This window comes from Streptomyces krungchingensis (assembly GCF_054729265.1).
In genome coordinates, this window is sequence record NZ_JBPUKY010000001.1 from 6,233,114 (window position 1) to 6,248,908 (window position 15,795).

The window sequence follows — 15,795 nt, forward strand, 5'->3', positions numbered from 1 at the left end:
CCGCCGACCCCCAGGCCCCCGTTTCAGACCACAGACTTACGACCCTGAGAGGGATTGACGCATAGTGCTCGACGTCAACTTCTTCGACGAGCTCCGGATCGGCCTGGCCACCGCTGACGACATCCGTCAGTGGAGCCACGGCGAGGTCAAGAAGCCCGAGACCATCAACTACCGCACCCTCAAGCCCGAAAAGGACGGACTCTTCTGCGAGAAGATCTTCGGTCCGACCCGGGACTGGGAGTGCTACTGCGGCAAGTACAAGCGTGTCCGCTTCAAGGGCATCATCTGTGAGCGCTGTGGCGTCGAGGTCACGCGCGCCAAGGTGCGCCGTGAGCGGATGGGCCACATCGAGCTGGCCGCTCCCGTCACCCACATCTGGTACTTCAAGGGCGTTCCGTCGCGCCTCGGCTACCTGCTCGACCTCGCCCCGAAGGACCTGGAGAAGGTCATCTACTTCGCGGCGTACATGATCACGTACGTCGACGAGGAGCGCCGCACCCGCGACCTGCCCTCGCTGGAGGCCCACGTCTCCGTCGAGCGTCAGCAGATCGAGAACCGCCGCGACGCCGACCTCGAGGCCCGCGCCAAGAAGCTCGAGACCGACCTGGCCGAGCTGGAGGCCGAGGGTGCCAAGGCCGACGTGCGCCGCAAGGTGCGCGAGGGTGCCGAGCGCGAGATGAAGCAGCTGCGCGACCGTGCGCAGCGCGAGATCGACCGTCTCGACGAGGTGTGGACCCGCTTCAAGAACCTCAAGGTCCAGGACCTGGAGGGCGACGAGCTCCTCTACCGCGAGCTGCGTGACCGCTTCGGCACGTACTTCGACGGTTCGATGGGTGCCGCGGCGCTGCAGAAGCGCCTGGAGTCCTTCGACCTGGAGGAGGAGGCCGAGCGCCTCCGCGAGATCATCCGTACCGGCAAGGGCCAGAAGAAGACCCGTGCGCTCAAGCGCCTCAAGGTCGTCTCCGCGTTCCTGCAGACCAGCAACAGCCCCAAGGGCATGGTGCTCGACTGCGTGCCGGTCATCCCGCCGGACCTGCGTCCGATGGTGCAGCTGGACGGTGGCCGCTTCGCGACCTCCGACCTGAACGACCTGTACCGCCGTGTCATCAACCGCAACAACCGCCTGAAGCGGCTTCTCGACCTCGGCGCGCCCGAGATCATCGTGAACAACGAGAAGCGCATGCTCCAGGAGGCGGTCGACGCCCTCTTCGACAACGGCCGTCGTGGTCGCCCGGTGACGGGCCCCGGCAACCGTCCGCTGAAGTCCCTCAGCGACATGCTGAAGGGCAAGCAGGGTCGATTCCGTCAGAACCTGCTCGGTAAGCGTGTGGACTACTCCGCGCGTTCCGTGATCGTCGTGGGTCCGCAGCTGAAGCTGCACCAGTGTGGTCTGCCGAAGGCCATGGCGCTGGAGCTCTTCAAGCCGTTCGTGATGAAGCGCCTGGTCGACCTGAACCACGCGCAGAACATCAAGAGCGCCAAGCGGATGGTCGAGCGCGGCCGCACGGTCGTGTACGACGTCCTCGAAGAGGTCATCGCCGAGCACCCGGTTCTGCTGAACCGTGCGCCCACGCTGCACCGCCTCGGCATCCAGGCCTTCGAGCCCCAGCTGGTCGAGGGCAAGGCCATCCAGATCCACCCGCTCGTCTGCACCGCGTTCAACGCGGACTTCGACGGTGACCAGATGGCCGTACACCTTCCGCTGTCCGCGGAGGCGCAGGCCGAGGCCCGCATCCTGATGCTGTCCTCGAACAACATCCTCAAGCCGGCCGACGGCCGCCCGGTCACGATGCCGACCCAGGACATGGTCCTCGGTCTGTTCTTCCTGACCACCGACGGCGCGCTGCGCAACGTCAAGGGCGAGGACCGGTCCTTCGGCTCCGCGGCCGAGGCGATCATGGCGTTCGACGCCGGCGAGCTCTCGCTGCAGTCGCGCGTGGACATCCGCTTCCCGGTGGGCACCATCCCGCCGCGCGGCTGGACCCCGCCGGCGCAGGAGGAGGGCGAGCCGGAGTGGCAGCAGGGTGACACCTTCCGCCTGAAGACCACGCTGGGCCGCGCGCTCTTCAACGAGCTGCTGCCCGAGGACTACCCGTTCGTCGACTACGAGGTCGGCAAGAAGCAGCTCTCCGAGATCGTCAACGACCTCGCCGAGCGCTACCCCAAGGTCATCGTGGCGGCGACGCTCGACAACCTGAAGGCGGCCGGCTTCTACTGGGCCACCCGCTCCGGCGTCACCGTGGCCATCTCCGACATCGTCGTTCCCGAGGCGAAGAAGGAGATCGTCAAGGGCTACGAGGCGCAGGACGAGAAGGTCCAGAAGCAGTACGAGCGCGGTCTGATCACCAAGGACGAGCGCACGCAGGAACTCATCGCGATCTGGACCAAGGCGACCAACGAGGTCGCCGAGGCGATGAACGCGAACTTCCCGAAGACGAACCCCATCTTCATGATGGTTGACTCGGGTGCCCGAGGAAACATGATGCAGATGCGTCAGATCGCCGGTATGCGTGGTCTGGTGTCGAACGCGAAGAACGAGACGATCCCGCGTCCGATCAAGGCGTCCTTCCGTGAGGGCCTGTCCGTGCTGGAGTACTTCATCTCCACGCACGGTGCCCGTAAGGGTCTGGCGGACACCGCTCTGCGTACCGCCGACTCGGGTTACCTCACCCGTCGTCTGGTCGACGTCTCCCAGGACGTCATCATCCGCGAGGAGGACTGCGGCACCGACCGTGGCCTCAAGCTGCACATCGCGGAGCGCGGCGCGGACGGCGTCCTGCGCAAGGCGGACAACGTCGAGACCAGCGTGTACGCACGTGCGCTGGCCGAGGACATCGTCGTCGACGGCGTGGTGCTGGCCCCGGCCAACACCGACCTGGGCGACGTCCTCATCGACGAGCTGGTCAAGCACGGCATCGAGGAGGTCAAGACCCGCTCGGTCCTGACCTGCGAGTCCGCCGTCGGCACCTGCGCCATGTGCTACGGCCGTTCGCTGGCCACGGGCAAGCTGGTCGACATCGGTGAGGCGGTCGGCATCATCGCCGCCCAGTCCATCGGTGAGCCCGGTACCCAGCTGACGATGCGTACCTTCCACACCGGTGGTGTGGCCGGTGACGACATCACCCAGGGTCTGCCCCGTGTCGTCGAGCTCTTCGAGGCCCGTACCCCGAAGGGTGTCGCCCCGATCTCCGAGGCCTCCGGCCGCGTGCGGATCGAGGAGACCGAGAAGACCAAGAAGATCGTCGTCACCCCGGACGACGGCAGCGACGAGACGGCGTTCCCGATCTCGAAGCGTGCCCGACTCCTGGTCAGCGAGGGCGAGCACGTCGAGGTGGGCCAGAAGCTCACCGTGGGTGCCACCAACCCGCACGACGTGCTGCGCATCCTGGGTCAGCGTGCCGTCCAGGTCCACCTGGTCGGCGAGGTCCAGAAGGTCTACAACTCGCAGGGTGTGTCGATCCACGACAAGCACATCGAGATCATCATCCGGCAGATGCTGCGCCGTGTGACGATCATCGAGTCGGGCGACGCGGAGCTGCTGCCCGGCGAGCTGGTCGAGCGCTCGAAGTTCGAGACCGAGAACCGTCGTGTGGTCCAGGAGGGTGGTCACCCGGCTTCGGGTCGTCCGCAGCTCATGGGTATCACCAAGGCCTCGCTGGCGACGGAATCCTGGCTGTCGGCCGCCTCCTTCCAGGAGACGACCCGAGTTCTGACGGACGCGGCGATCAACGCCAAGTCCGACAGCCTCATCGGCCTCAAGGAGAACGTCATCATCGGTAAGCTCATCCCGGCCGGTACGGGTCTGTCCCGCTACCGCAACATCCGGGTCGAGCCGACCGAGGAGGCCAAGGCCGCGATGTACTCGGCCGTCGGCTACGACGACATCGACTACTCGCCGTTCGGCACGGGCTCCGGCCAGGCCGTTCCGCTGGAGGACTACGACTACGGTCCGTACAACCAGTAAGCGAGCAGCTTGAACTGAAGGGCGGTCACCCTGTGGGGTGACCGCCCTTCGGCGTTGTTCGGGTCTGTCGTTCGAGTGATCGCTCCGTGTCGGCGACCGCGGTCCGTGTCTGCCCGTCGGCCGGTGTGCGAGCTTGTGCCGGACCCGGCCGAACGGACACGGAGGTGCCGACGCCATGACGTCAGCGATTGCCCGATGCCTGGCCGTGGCGGCGGTGTTGGGGGCGACGACGGCCTGTGGGGGAGGGGCGACGCCTACCGAGCCCTCCGAGACGGTGTCCAGTGGGATCGAGGAGGACGCGACACGGACCCCGGACGAGGACGCGACACAGACCCCCGACGAGAACGAGACAGCCACGGGCGAGAGCGAGCCGGACGGCAAGATCTTCCTGGGCAGCGACACCGAGGAGGCCTCCGCGTCCGACATCGAGCTTCCGCCGACGCAGGTGGGCAAGCCGGTCCAGGGGGAGGTGGACCTCGAGGCGTCGGAGCAGGCGCGCACCACGCCCCTGCAGGACGCCAAGGGCGAGATCGGGGGCGAAGAGGCCGAGATGATCCAGAAGTGTCTGGGCGAGGTTCCGCCGGAGGGCTGCGGACTGGTCTTCCAGTACACGCCGACACAACCGGGCCCGTACACCGGTGAGTTGACGCTCACGCTGGCCGACGGCTCCACCATCACGGCCGCCATCCACGGCGAAGCGACCGAGGGCCCGACCTCGGACACGGATCCGACCACCTCGGAGCCCACGACCGACGAACCCACGACGGACGAGCCCACGACGGACGAGCCCGTCACCACCGATCCGCCGACGCCTGCCGAAGACGAGACGCCGGCCCCGCAGACGTAGCGCCGGCGGTCTTCTCGGCGCTGCGGATCTCCAGCCAGGCGGTGCGGTCGTCGGGCAGTACCACCACGCGGCGGTCCTTCCAGCGCGAGGTGTAGGGGACCAGGTAGAAGCGGGTCGGTGACTTGGCGAGGAGACGGAAGCCCCGGTACTCGTACCGGTACGGCCCGTTCGCGCTGCCGCGGTCGCGGAACTCGATGTCCTTCGCGGAGTGGGTGAGGAGCACCCGTGAGTGGACCACCACGAACGGGGTGTCCTTGTACCCCCTTCTCGCGTCCAGCCTGGCATCGCTGCGACCGGCCACGACCGCGTACTGCGCCATGTCGTAGAAGAGGCTCACCGTCAGCAACCCGATCAGCAGCGCGCCCACCGCCAGCCACACGCGGTCGTCGGCGGGGCTCCGCCGGACCGTGCCCCCCGTGCTCCGGCCCAGTCGCAGATGGACCGCACAGACGGCCAGTGTGGACCCCACGGCCACCATCAGGGCCGGCACGAAGACGCGCGGCCAGCCCGCCGGGAAAAGCACCGGCAGGTACGAGAACAAGGCCGGAAGGCCCACGAGCACCATGGCCGCACCGACGGCAAGCAGCAGGATGATCGCCGTACGGCGATGAGTGTCATGCCCCGGCCCGGCCAGCGCCCGTCCCAGCCAGCCGAACATCAGGAACATGATCAGCCCGCCGACCAGCAGGACACACAGGGGAAAGAAGATCGCGCTCGTGCTGCTGGCCACGACGTTCTGCACGGACATCCCGAGATCCTCGGGCACCACGCCGAGGGCGGAGTAGTACTCCCTGACGTACAGGCTGCCGAAGTAGTAGAGCAGGGCGAAGGCGACGGTCCCCGGTGCCGCGACGTACGCCACCTTCTCCCCGAACGTCGAGAGGGGTGAGCGCGCTGGAGGGGGATCGGGGGCGGCCGGGGGCACCCGTGGCGCGGACATGATCCTCAGTCTGTCGGCGCGCTGTCGGGCCCGCACGTGGAGACCCTCCGCCCGGCTGACCGCTCCCCGCGCACCGGTCGCACCGACATGCGTCGATCGCCGATTCGAAGATCACGCAGGGTACAGCGGCTTGACATCGCCCGCATCCTGGGGGCTCCGGACTCCATTTGTTTTGACCACAGCGAATGAGGTAGGTACGCTCAGACCTTGTGCCTGGGGTGTGCCCTGGCCCCCGTGCGTGCCTTCAACCGCAAGGGGTGCCGTGCGCGGCCACCGTAATCTGCGCCCTTTTCGCCTCACGGCGGAAGTCAGCAGCTTCGACACACCCGACCGCGTGGGTCGGCGACGTTCCAGGTTAGCTTCACCATTCGGCACACAGAAACCGGAGAAGTAGTGCCTACGATCCAGCAGCTGGTCCGTAAGGGCCGGCAGGACAAGGTCGAGAAGAACAAGACGCCCGCACTCGAGGGTTCCCCTCAGCGTCGTGGCGTCTGCACGCGTGTGTTCACGACCACCCCGAAGAAGCCGAACTCGGCCCTGCGTAAGGTCGCGCGTGTGCGTCTGACCAGCGGGATCGAGGTCACCGCTTACATTCCGGGTGAGGGACACAACCTGCAGGAGCACTCCATCGTGCTCGTGCGCGGCGGCCGTGTGAAGGACCTGCCGGGTGTTCGCTACAAGATCATCCGTGGTTCGCTCGACACCCAGGGTGTCAAGAACCGCAAGCAGGCCCGCAGCCGCTACGGCGCCAAGAAGGAGAAGTAAGAATGCCTCGTAAGGGCCCCGCCCCGAAGCGCCCGGTCATCATCGACCCGGTCTACGGTTCTCCTCTTGTCACCTCCCTGATCAACAAGGTGCTGCTGAACGGCAAGCGCTCCACCGCCGAGCGCATCGTCTACGGCGCCATGGAGGGCCTGCGCGAGAAGACCGGCAACGACCCGGTCATCACGCTGAAGCGCGCTCTCGAGAACATCAAGCCGACCCTCGAGGTCAAGTCCCGCCGTGTCGGTGGCGCCACCTACCAGGTGCCGGTCGAGGTCAAGCCCGGCCGCGCCAACACCCTGGCGCTGCGCTGGCTGGTCGGCTACTCCCGCGCCCGTCGCGAGAAGACCATGACCGAGCGTCTGCTCAACGAGCTTCTCGACGCCTCGAACGGCCTCGGTGCGGCCGTGAAGAAGCGCGAGGACACCCACAAGATGGCCGAGTCCAACAAGGCCTTCGCGCACTACCGCTGGTAGTCGCTACCCACATCGAGACCGAGAGAAGACTGAAGCCTTATGGCTACCACTTCACTTGACCTGGCCAGGGTCCGAAACATCGGGATCATGGCCCACATCGACGCGGGCAAGACGACCACCACCGAGCGGATCCTCTTCTACACCGGCGTCAGCTACAAGATCGGTGAAGTCCACGACGGCGCTGCCACCATGGACTGGATGGAGCAGGAGCAGGAGCGTGGCATCACGATCACCTCTGCTGCCACCACCTGTCACTGGCCGCTCGAGGACAACGACTACACGATCAACATCATCGACACCCCGGGCCACGTCGACTTCACGGTCGAGGTGGAGCGCTCGCTGCGCGTCCTCGACGGTGCCGTCACGGTGTTCGACGGTGTCGCCGGTGTCGAGCCGCAGTCCGAGACGGTGTGGCGTCAGGCCGACCGTTACGGCGTGCCGCGCATCTGCTTCGTGAACAAGCTGGACCGTACCGGCGCCGAGTTCCACCGCTGCGTGGACATGATCTCGGACCGCCTGGGCGCCCAGCCGCTCGTCATGCAGCTCCCGATCGGTGCCGAGGCCGACTTCAAGGGCGTCGTGGACCTGGTCCGCATGAAGGCGCTCGTGTGGTCCGCCGAGGCGGCGAAGGGCGAGATGTACGACGTCGTCGACATCCCGGCCACGCACACCGAGGCCGCCGAGGAGTGGCGCGGCAAGCTGGTCGAGGCCGTCGCGGAGAACGACGAAGAGATCATGGAGCTGTTCCTGGAGGGCCAGGAGCCCACCGAGGAGCAGCTGTACGCCGCGATCCGTCGCATCACCATCGCGTCCGGCAAGTCCAACGACACCACGGTCACCCCGGTGTTCTGCGGCACCGCGTTCAAGAACAAGGGCGTTCAGCCCCTGCTCGACGCGGTCGTGCGCTACCTGCCGACTCCGCTTGACGTCGAGGCCATCGAAGGCCACGACGTGAAGGACCCGGAGCTGGTCGTCAAGCGCAAGCCGTCCGACGACGAGCCGCTCTCCGCCCTCGCGTTCAAGATCATGAGCGACCCGCACCTGGGCAAGCTCACCTTCGTCCGGGTCTACTCGGGCCGCCTGGAGTCCGGCACCGCCGTGCTGAACTCCGTCAAGGGCAAGAAGGAGCGCATCGGCAAGATCTACCGCATGCACGCGAACAAGCGTGAGGAGATCGAGTCGGTGGGCGCCGGCGACATCGTCGCCGTCATGGGCCTGAAGCAGACCACCACCGGTGAGACGCTGTCCGACGACAAGAGCCCGGTGATCCTGGAGTCCATGGACTTCCCGGCGCCGGTCATCCAGGTCGCCATCGAGCCCAAGTCCAAGGGTGACCAGGAGAAGCTGGGTGTCGCCATCCAGCGTCTCGCGGAGGAGGACCCCTCCTTCCAGGTTCACTCGGACGAGGAGACCGGCCAGACCATCATCGGCGGTATGGGCGAGCTGCACCTCGAGGTGCTGGTCGACCGCATGCGCCGTGAGTTCAAGGTCGAGGCCAACGTCGGCAAGCCGCAGGTCGCGTACCGCGAGACGATCCGCAAGGGCGTCGAGCGTCACGACTACACGCACAAGAAGCAGACCGGTGGTACCGGTCAGTTCGCCAAGGTGCAGATCGCGATCGAGCCGATCGAGGGCGGCGACGCCTCGTACGAGTTCGTGAACAAGGTCACCGGTGGCCGCATCCCGAAGGAGTACATCCCTTCGGTCGACGCGGGTGCGCAGGAGGCCATGCAGTTCGGCATCCTGGCGGGCTACGAGATGACGGGCGTCCGCGTCATTCTTCTCGACGGTGGCTACCACGAGGTCGACTCCTCCGAGCTCGCGTTCAAGATCGCCGGTTCGCAGGCCTTCAAGGAGGCCGCGCGCAAGGCCAGCCCCGTGCTGCTCGAGCCGATGATGGCCGTCGAGGTCACCACGCCCGAGGACTACATGGGTGAGGTCATCGGCGACATCAACTCCCGCCGTGGTCAGATCCAGGCCATGGAGGAGCGGGCCGGTGCCCGCGTCGTGAAGGGCCTCGTGCCCCTCTCGGAGATGTTCGGCTACGTCGGAGACCTCCGCAGCAAGACGTCGGGTCGCGCAAGCTACTCGATGCAGTTCGACTCCTACGCCGAGGTTCCGCGGAACGTCGCCGAGGAGATCATCGCGAAGGCCAAGGGCGAGTAACGCACCCCGTTCACACGCTTTAGGCTTGACACCGAACGCCGGGGTTCCGACCCCAGGGAAGAACCCCGGCGGGCGGCACCCCAGCAAAGATCACCCTGGCGCCGATGAGTAAGGCGTACAGAACCACTCCACAGGAGGACCCCAGTGGCGAAGGCGAAGTTCGAGCGGACTAAGCCGCACGTCAACATCGGCACCATCGGTCACATTGACCACGGTAAGACGACCCTCACGGCCGCCATTACCAAGGTGCTGCACGACGCGTACCCGGACCTGAACGAGGCCTCGGCCTTCGACCAGATCGACAAGGCTCCTGAGGAGCGCCAGCGCGGTATCACCATCTCGATCGCGCACGTCGAGTACCAGACCGAGACGCGTCACTACGCCCACGTCGACTGCCCCGGTCACGCGGACTACATCAAGAACATGATCACGGGTGCGGCGCAGATGGACGGCGCCATCCTCGTGGTTGCCGCCACCGACGGCCCGATGCCGCAGACCAAGGAGCACGTGCTCCTGGCCCGCCAGGTCGGCGTTCCGTACATCGTCGTCGCCCTGAACAAGGCCGACATGGTGGACGACGAGGAGATCCTGGAGCTCGTCGAGCTCGAGGTTCGTGAGCTCCTCTCCGAGTACGAGTTCCCGGGCGACGACCTGCCGGTCGTCAAGGTCTCGGCGCTCAAGGCCCTTGAGGGCGACAAGGAGTGGGGCCAGTCCGTCCTCGACCTGATGAAGGCCGTCGACGAGAACATCCCGCAGCCCGAGCGTGACGTCGACAAGCCGTTCCTCATGCCGATCGAGGACGTCTTCACGATCACCGGTCGCGGTACGGTCGTCACCGGCCGTATCGAGCGTGGTGTCCTCAAGGTCAACGAGACCGTCGACATCGTGGGCATCAAGCAGGAGAAGACCACCACCACGGTCACCGGCATCGAGATGTTCCGCAAGCTGCTCGACGAGGGCCAGGCCGGTGAGAACGTCGGTCTGCTGCTCCGCGGCATCAAGCGCGAGGACGTCGAGCGCGGCCAGGTCATCATCAAGCCGGGCTCGGTCACCCCGCACACCGAGTTCGAGGCCCAGGCCTACATCCTGTCCAAGGACGAGGGTGGCCGCCACACGCCGTTCTTCAACAACTACCGTCCGCAGTTCTACTTCCGTACGACTGACGTGACCGGTGTTGTGACCCTCCCCGAGGGCACGGAGATGGTCATGCCGGGCGACAACACTGAGATGAAGGTCGAGCTCATCCAGCCCGTCGCCATGGAGGAGGGCCTCAAGTTCGCCATCCGTGAGGGTGGCCGGACCGTCGGCGCCGGCCAGGTCACCAAGATCAACAAGTAAGTTGATCCGACCTGGTAGCTCCTGACAGAGCTCCTGGAAGGGCCCGTACGACTTCGGTCGTACGGGCCCTTTCGCTGTTCTCCCGGCTCTGCCCGCCGGGCTTCCCGGCGCCGCCTACCAGGCGATCGGCAGGGCTTCAGGACCGCGGATCATCGTGCGCCGCCGGAACGGGACCTCGTCCGGGGGCACGGCGAGCCGCAGCCCGGGCAGACGCTCCAGCAGGGTGTCGAGCAACAGCTCGATCTGCATGCGGGAGAAGATGGCGCCCGTGCAGTAGTGCGGGCCGTTGCCGAAGGCCATGTGCGCGCCGGCGTCCCGGTCGACGTCGATGAGGTCCGGATCCGGGAAGACCGACGGATCGCGGTTGGCGGCCAGGTAGGACACGTAGACCGGGTCGCCCTTGCTGACGCGGACACCCCCGATCTCGACGTCCTCCAGGGCGATACGGGGGAGGCCCACCGCGGTGCGGTGCGGGATGTAGCGCAGCAGTTCCTCGACGACGGCGGGGCGCGACGCGGGGTCCTCGCGTACGCGCTCCAGCAGCTCGGGCCGGGTCAGCAGCAGGAAGAACATCTGGCCGCTGTTGTTGGTGAGCGCCTCACCGCCGATCTGCAGCGGGCCGGCGACACTGACCGCCTCCTCGTGCCGCAGCTCACCGCTCTTCACCGCCGCGCCGAGCAGCGACAGCACGTCCTGGCCGTCGCTGTCGCCGCGGTCGCGGACGGCCTGCGCGATCCAGCCGAACAGGCCCTTCTTGGCGCGCTCGGAGGCCTCGGCGCCGCCCGCGGTGGAGATGATCTCCCGCGTCCAGTCGTGCACCTTCCGGCGTTCGTCGGCCGGGACACCCATGACCTCGCACACCACGGAGATCGGGAAGGGTTCGAGCACCCGCTCGACCAAGTCGGCGGGCGGCCCGTCCTGCACCATGGCGTCGACCAGCTCGTCGAGCATCTCCTGGGCACGGGGGCGCAGCCGCCGTACCGCGCTCACCGTGTAGGCGGTCGAGGCGGCGCGACGGAGCCGGTTGTGGTCCGGCTGGTCGGCCCAGGCCAGCGCGCCGGGCCGGGGCGCGAAGTGCGGCGCCAGCCGCGTGAACTGCCGTACGGACGCCTCGGCGCGGCTGAACCGCGCGTCGTTCGTGATCATCTTGACGTCGTCGTAGCGCGTCGCCAGCCACGCCCAGTCCTCCTCCCCGTGCGGCAGCCGGATCCGGGTCAGCGGTCCCTCCCGCATCAGCTCCGCGAGCACCGGATCGAAGTCGGTCGCGTTCGTCCCGACGTCCGGCCAGTCCCGCACGGGAGGTAGCGGACCCTCGTCGGGCTGTCCGTCGGGCGGTCCGGCCAGGGTGGTGGTGTCTTCTGCCATGGGTCCACCATCGGACGGGGGTGGTGGGGTGTCGCGGGGGAGTGCTCCAGGTGGGGGCCGGGAAGAGGCGGCCCGGTGCGGCTGCGCGGAGGTGGCCGCCGGTGGCACCTACGGCCGCCCGACGGCGGATCCGTCACTGCATGTTCTGCACGTGCGGATGGTCGTACGACGCCGTGCACACGTAGATCTGCAGGTTGTAGCTCCGGCCGATGGTGAGCTGGGTGGAGCAGGCCGGGCCGAGGAAGTGCAGGCCCGTGTAGCCGGCGTCCTCGACCGGCCGCCAGCTCCCGCTGCCACCGTCCCATTCGGCGCCGTCGAGGGTCAGCAGGGGCCGCACGTCCGCACCGCATTCGGGGCAGGCCATCGGGAAGGGGTCGCTGAAGCTCCAGGGGGCGTGACCGCCGAGCTTGCAGCCGGGGGCGACGCTGAGGTCGTACTGATAGTCGACGGTGCCGGAGTCCCCGGCCTCGTCGTCTTCGTCGTCCTCGTCGTTCTCGTCCGAGTACTGGCTCTCCTCCCAGAGCTCGATCCGCTCCGCCAGGTCCTCGGGCAGCTCGTGCGGCGCCGGGTACTCGGTGACGGTCTCGGGGTGCAGGAGGCAGGGCTCGGGCAGATAGTCGCCGGTGCCGATCAGCTCCGGCTGCGGGGCGGCGCGAAGCGGGTCGGTGACCTCGGCGGAGGCCCGCCAGCGCAGCCGGGCGGCGGGGACGTAGTCCTCGTGGTCGAAGGGGCACCACAGCACTTGCAGCAGGTCCGTACCGGGCGGGCGGGGCAGCGACGGGACGTCGGCGGCGTACAGCTGCGCCACCGGGATCAGGGGGACCGGTCCGGCCTGCGCTATCCGCACCTCGGCCGAGCCCCGGTCGACGACGACCCGCTCCTGCGGGGTGAGCAGCTCGGCACCCTCGGCACGCGGCCGGTTCCACGCCTCGGCGAGAGTGCGCCGCCGCAGCCGTACGTCGTCGGGGGCGATCCCGCGCAGCCGGCCCCCGACATGGTCCAGGCAGGTCGGCCACGGCTCCTCGGCGGGCCACAGCAGGGGCCCGCCGATCGAACTGTCCGCGACCGTGGGGGCACCCGCACGCGGATGCAGCCGGACGGCACTACGGGCCAGCGACGCGACCTCCGGGAAGAGCGCGGTGACGTCGAGCGGACGGGGCGGAGTGGTGCGGGACATGGGAAGAGGGTACGTACGGCGAACTCCTCTGCCTGTACGGGTGGTTGCTGCCCAGCGGGTGCCGTCGAGGTGGGACATCGTCGGGCCATGGCGCTCGGCGGGGCACGCGATCATGGTGTCGACGGGTATCGGTTCGCTTTCACAGCGATGCGGTTCCATGGGACGTTGCCCCCTGAGCTGTTCACGACACCGCGCTGGCGAAGCACGTCCAGGTACTTGTCCGATGGAGGCGGGGTTCTTCGGTATGACGGGAAAGCGCGCTCCGATTTCCGAGACCGGACTGGGCTACGACGTATTCGCTCCACTGTGGGCGATTCTGGAGATCGGTGCGGTAAGGGAATCGGGGGCACGCCCCCTGCGGGACGTCTCACTCGCCGACTTCGTGGCGGGTCACCGGCGCGAGATCGATCGCCTGCTGGAGCTGATCAGGGTCATCGGTGACTTCTGTCCCGAGACGATGGCGATCTTCGAGATGCAGGGAGGGTGGAACGACGGGCGTGAGGTGACGGCCGAGTACCTGTCGATGTACTCCGGATGCATCGAGGGGTATCCCCCCGACACCGACGACCCTGTCGTGCTGCGACGCATGGTTCACATGGGCGGCGATCTTCAGTTGACCACCCTCCTGGACGCCCTTGTCGGAGCGGCCACGGTGAGAGACTCCGGCCCCGGGGCCGTCGCGCCGCTGTTGGTCGACACCGTGCGGACGGCGGGATCCCTGCTGGACGCCGACCCCGAGCGAGCCGCATCCGACACCTTCCGGATGTGGCGCGTCACCTTCCTGCCGGACGTACTGCGTCCCGATTCACCCGCGGAGAACAGCGTCAAGGCCGGTCTCCGCAGCTACGCCCAGGTGTTGGAGGATCTGATCGATCCGTATCCGTGATCGCGCCGACGGCGACTGAGTGAGGGGCGGGAGCGCAAGGACGGCCATGGTGTCCGAGTGGGACTGGGGGAGCGGTGAGGGTCTGCTGGGTATCGACGACCCCGCCGAGGTGGACGCGGCGTTCGAGCGCGGCGAGCGGCGTCTTGGGACGGCGGTGATCGGGTTGGCCTTCAATTGTTCGTTGGAGGATGCGTCGCCTCGGATCATCAGAGCGATGCAGTTGCCGGATCGCGGTCAGCGGGGGTTCGCGTTCACCGCGGCCGGCGTTGCGGCCCGACTCAACGGTGCGTTGACACCCGAGCTGTACGCCGCGTTGCGGGCGGAAGGCCCCGGTCGCAAGAGCATCGCCGAGAACGCCATCGACGACACCCTCGACTACGTGCCGTTCCGGGATCTGCCGCCGTGGTTCAAGTGGCAGATGGTGCGGACAACCGTGGTGGACAAGCTGGACGCCTGGCGGATGACCGTCACGTACGCGGCCGAGGACGCCTGGAAGTCCCTGCGCGGACGCCGTTGGCGGAAGAGGGGGGGACGGCGATGAGGAGGACTGAACCAGCTGAAGAAGTAGGCGAGTTGGCGGGCGAACCGGAGCACCGGCGGGTTGGGCCCGGTGGCGTGCGGGCGCCGTACGACGTGTTCTGGGCGGCGCCGGAGAGCCGGGCCGTGTGGGCGGCGTTGGCCGAGCCGGTCCTGCGAGCGGTCGCACGGTGCGACGCGGAGCGGTCGCGGGTGGCGTCCGCGCTGCGGGACAGGATCACGGCGCCCGTGTACTCGGTGGCGGACCGGTTCGCGTCCTGGGAGCGGGTGGTCCGCCGGATGGAGCCGGGCCGGCCGGGGGAGGACCTCTACCCGATCAGTGCATACGGCAACGACCTGCGCTCCCGCGACGCTCTTGAGGAGCTGATGCGGGCTCTGCCGGTGGCGGCGGCCGCGGGTGCGCCGGGAAGGCTGCCGGCCCGGCTGGACGTGCGCTTTGACGCAGCCGGCGTCCCGGACCCCGAGCGCTCGCTGCGTCCGTGGATACGTCCGGCGAATGAGGAGCCGGGCGCCGAACTGGGCGCGTGGTGGACCCGCAAACCGGTGCGCGCCCCCTGGGACGGCTGACCGTGGCAGAGCAGGTCACCCCGATACCGGAGTCGGTGCTCGCGCGCACCGTCTTCGCCTCGCTCGGCGGCATCGTGGAGATCGGCGCGGTGAACGCGACGGGCACGTGGAGACTCGCCGACGTCTCGGTGGGCGGCTTCCTGGCGGTCAGGAGCGGCGAGGTGGCAGGCCTGCTGGACGGCATCCGGGAGGTGGGGCGGTTCGGTGCACCGGCGATGGCGATCGCGGACGAGCTCGGCTACCTGCGCGATCACCCGGTGACCTCGGCATCCCTCCTGCTGTGGTCGGGGGCCGTGACCGGGGTCCCGCAGCTCCTCGAACGGCTGGAGGAACCGCAGGTCGTGCGGCGCATGTGCCGTATGGGCGCCGACCTCCAGTCGACCTGCCTCCTGGAGGCGCTGACAGCGGCCGCCATCACGGCACGGGTGAAGCCGGGGGAGGGAGCGGAGCGTATCGCCGGCCTTCTCCGCATTGCCTGCGACCTGGCGGACGCCACGGGCCGCAGCTCCGCCGGGACGGTCTTCCGCATATGGCGGGTGGCCCGTCTGCCCGCCACCCTCAGCCCCCGGTCCGGAGCGCCCGAGTGGGGCAAGGCGGGCTACCGGGCGTACGACGAACAGCTGGAGCGTCTGCTCGCTCCGGGGGAGTGAGGCGCAGGACCGCCCGGAGGGTCCCGGCATCGGCCCGGTCTCGACCGGAGGACGGACGGAGACCCGGCGCCGCAACTGCAAGAACCTCCAGGGGCCCCGCCCGGCACTCGCCCCCACCGC

At 68.1% G+C, this 15,795-nt stretch carries 13 protein-coding genes; 10 read left to right on the forward strand and 3 right to left on the reverse strand.

Annotated features, from left to right (window positions below):
- Positions 1-64 precede the first annotated feature (64 nt).
- Positions 65-3,964 (forward strand): DNA-directed RNA polymerase subunit beta', encoded by a 3,900-nt coding sequence (locus tag ACSYGO_RS27470; protein WP_426680615.1) that lies wholly within the window; start codon positions 65-67, stop codon positions 3,962-3,964.
- A 175-nt stretch (positions 3,965-4,139) separates the two neighbouring features.
- Positions 4,140-4,811 carry a hypothetical protein gene (locus ACSYGO_RS27475; protein WP_460388008.1) on the forward strand — a complete coding sequence of 224 codons (672 nt, stop codon included), beginning with the start codon at positions 4,140-4,142 and terminating at the stop codon, positions 4,809-4,811.
- Here the strand turns inward: ACSYGO_RS27475 and ACSYGO_RS27480 are convergent.
- Positions 4,756-5,751, reverse strand: a complete 996-nt coding sequence (locus tag ACSYGO_RS27480) for a hypothetical protein (protein WP_426680617.1) — start codon at positions 5,749-5,751, stop codon at positions 4,756-4,758. The two genes, ACSYGO_RS27475 and ACSYGO_RS27480, sit on opposite strands and share 56 nt — an antisense overlap.
- Before the next feature lie 393 nt (positions 5,752-6,144).
- Between ACSYGO_RS27480 and rpsL the strand changes: the two genes are divergently transcribed.
- The 4 genes from rpsL to tuf all read left to right on the forward strand — a co-directional run bounded on the left by rpsL (position 6,145) and on the right by tuf (position 10,493).
- Positions 6,145-6,516, forward strand: a complete 372-nt coding sequence (rpsL, locus tag ACSYGO_RS27485) for a 30S ribosomal protein S12 (protein WP_003948652.1) — start codon at positions 6,145-6,147, stop codon at positions 6,514-6,516.
- 2 nt (positions 6,517-6,518) lie between these two features.
- Complete coding sequence (gene rpsG, locus ACSYGO_RS27490; protein ID WP_003998848.1) at positions 6,519-6,989, forward strand: 30S ribosomal protein S7; 471 nt, start codon at positions 6,519-6,521, stop codon at positions 6,987-6,989.
- Between the two features lie 39 nt (positions 6,990-7,028).
- Entirely contained in the window at positions 7,029-9,155 is a 2,127-nt protein-coding gene (fusA, locus tag ACSYGO_RS27495) for an elongation factor G (protein ID WP_426680618.1), read from the forward strand.
- A gap of 144 nt (positions 9,156-9,299) precedes the next feature.
- Entirely contained in the window at positions 9,300-10,493 is a 1,194-nt protein-coding gene (tuf, locus tag ACSYGO_RS27500) for an elongation factor Tu (protein WP_093905285.1), read from the forward strand.
- A 114-nt stretch (positions 10,494-10,607) separates the two neighbouring features.
- Here tuf and ACSYGO_RS27505 read toward each other — a convergent pair whose 3' ends face one another.
- Entirely contained in the window at positions 10,608-11,858 is a 1,251-nt protein-coding gene (locus tag ACSYGO_RS27505; RefSeq protein ID WP_460388011.1) for a cytochrome P450, read from the reverse strand.
- A gap of 133 nt (positions 11,859-11,991) precedes the next feature.
- Complete coding sequence (locus ACSYGO_RS27510; RefSeq protein ID WP_460388013.1) at positions 11,992-13,035, reverse strand: hypothetical protein; 1,044 nt, start codon at positions 13,033-13,035, stop codon at positions 11,992-11,994.
- Positions 13,036-13,279: 244 nt separating this feature from the next.
- On the opposite strand from ACSYGO_RS27510, the gene ACSYGO_RS27515 reads away from it, so the two are divergent.
- Genes ACSYGO_RS27515 through ACSYGO_RS27530 form a run of 4 tightly spaced genes read left to right on the forward strand, consistent with a single transcriptional unit; the run spans position 13,280 to position 15,675 of the window.
- On the forward strand, positions 13,280-13,921 hold the full coding sequence (locus ACSYGO_RS27515; protein ID WP_435222837.1) for a hypothetical protein: 642 nt from the start codon (positions 13,280-13,282) through the stop codon (positions 13,919-13,921).
- 46 nt (positions 13,922-13,967) lie between these two features.
- Positions 13,968-14,462, forward strand: coding sequence for a hypothetical protein (locus tag ACSYGO_RS27520; RefSeq protein WP_460388015.1), 495 nt, complete (start codon positions 13,968-13,970; stop codon positions 14,460-14,462).
- A gap of 32 nt (positions 14,463-14,494) precedes the next feature.
- A complete protein-coding gene (locus tag ACSYGO_RS27525; RefSeq protein WP_460388017.1) occupies positions 14,495-15,025 on the forward strand; it encodes a hypothetical protein in 531 nt (176 codons plus the stop codon).
- A gap of 2 nt (positions 15,026-15,027) precedes the next feature.
- A complete protein-coding gene (locus ACSYGO_RS27530; protein ID WP_460388019.1) occupies positions 15,028-15,675 on the forward strand; it encodes a hypothetical protein in 648 nt (215 codons plus the stop codon).
- The last annotated feature ends 120 nt before the right edge of the window (positions 15,676-15,795 follow it).

Coding starts and splice junctions, on each gene's coding strand:
- ACSYGO_RS27475 (WP_460388008.1), top strand. CDS start 4,140: ATGACGTCAGCGATTGCCCGATGCCTGGCCGTGGCGGCGGTGTTGGGG.
- ACSYGO_RS27515 (WP_435222837.1), top strand. CDS start 13,280: ATGACGGGAAAGCGCGCTCCGATTTCCGAGACCGGACTGGGCTACGAC.
- ACSYGO_RS27480 (WP_426680617.1), bottom strand. CDS start 5,751: ATGTCCGCGCCACGGGTGCCCCCGGCCGCCCCCGATCCCCCTCCAGCG.
- fusA (WP_426680618.1), top strand. CDS start 7,029: ATGGCTACCACTTCACTTGACCTGGCCAGGGTCCGAAACATCGGGATC.
- rpsG (WP_003998848.1), top strand. CDS start 6,519: ATGCCTCGTAAGGGCCCCGCCCCGAAGCGCCCGGTCATCATCGACCCG.
- ACSYGO_RS27505 (WP_460388011.1), bottom strand. CDS start 11,858: ATGGCAGAAGACACCACCACCCTGGCCGGACCGCCCGACGGACAGCCC.
- ACSYGO_RS27520 (WP_460388015.1), top strand. CDS start 13,968: ATGGTGTCCGAGTGGGACTGGGGGAGCGGTGAGGGTCTGCTGGGTATC.
- ACSYGO_RS27510 (WP_460388013.1), bottom strand. CDS start 13,035: ATGTCCCGCACCACTCCGCCCCGTCCGCTCGACGTCACCGCGCTCTTC.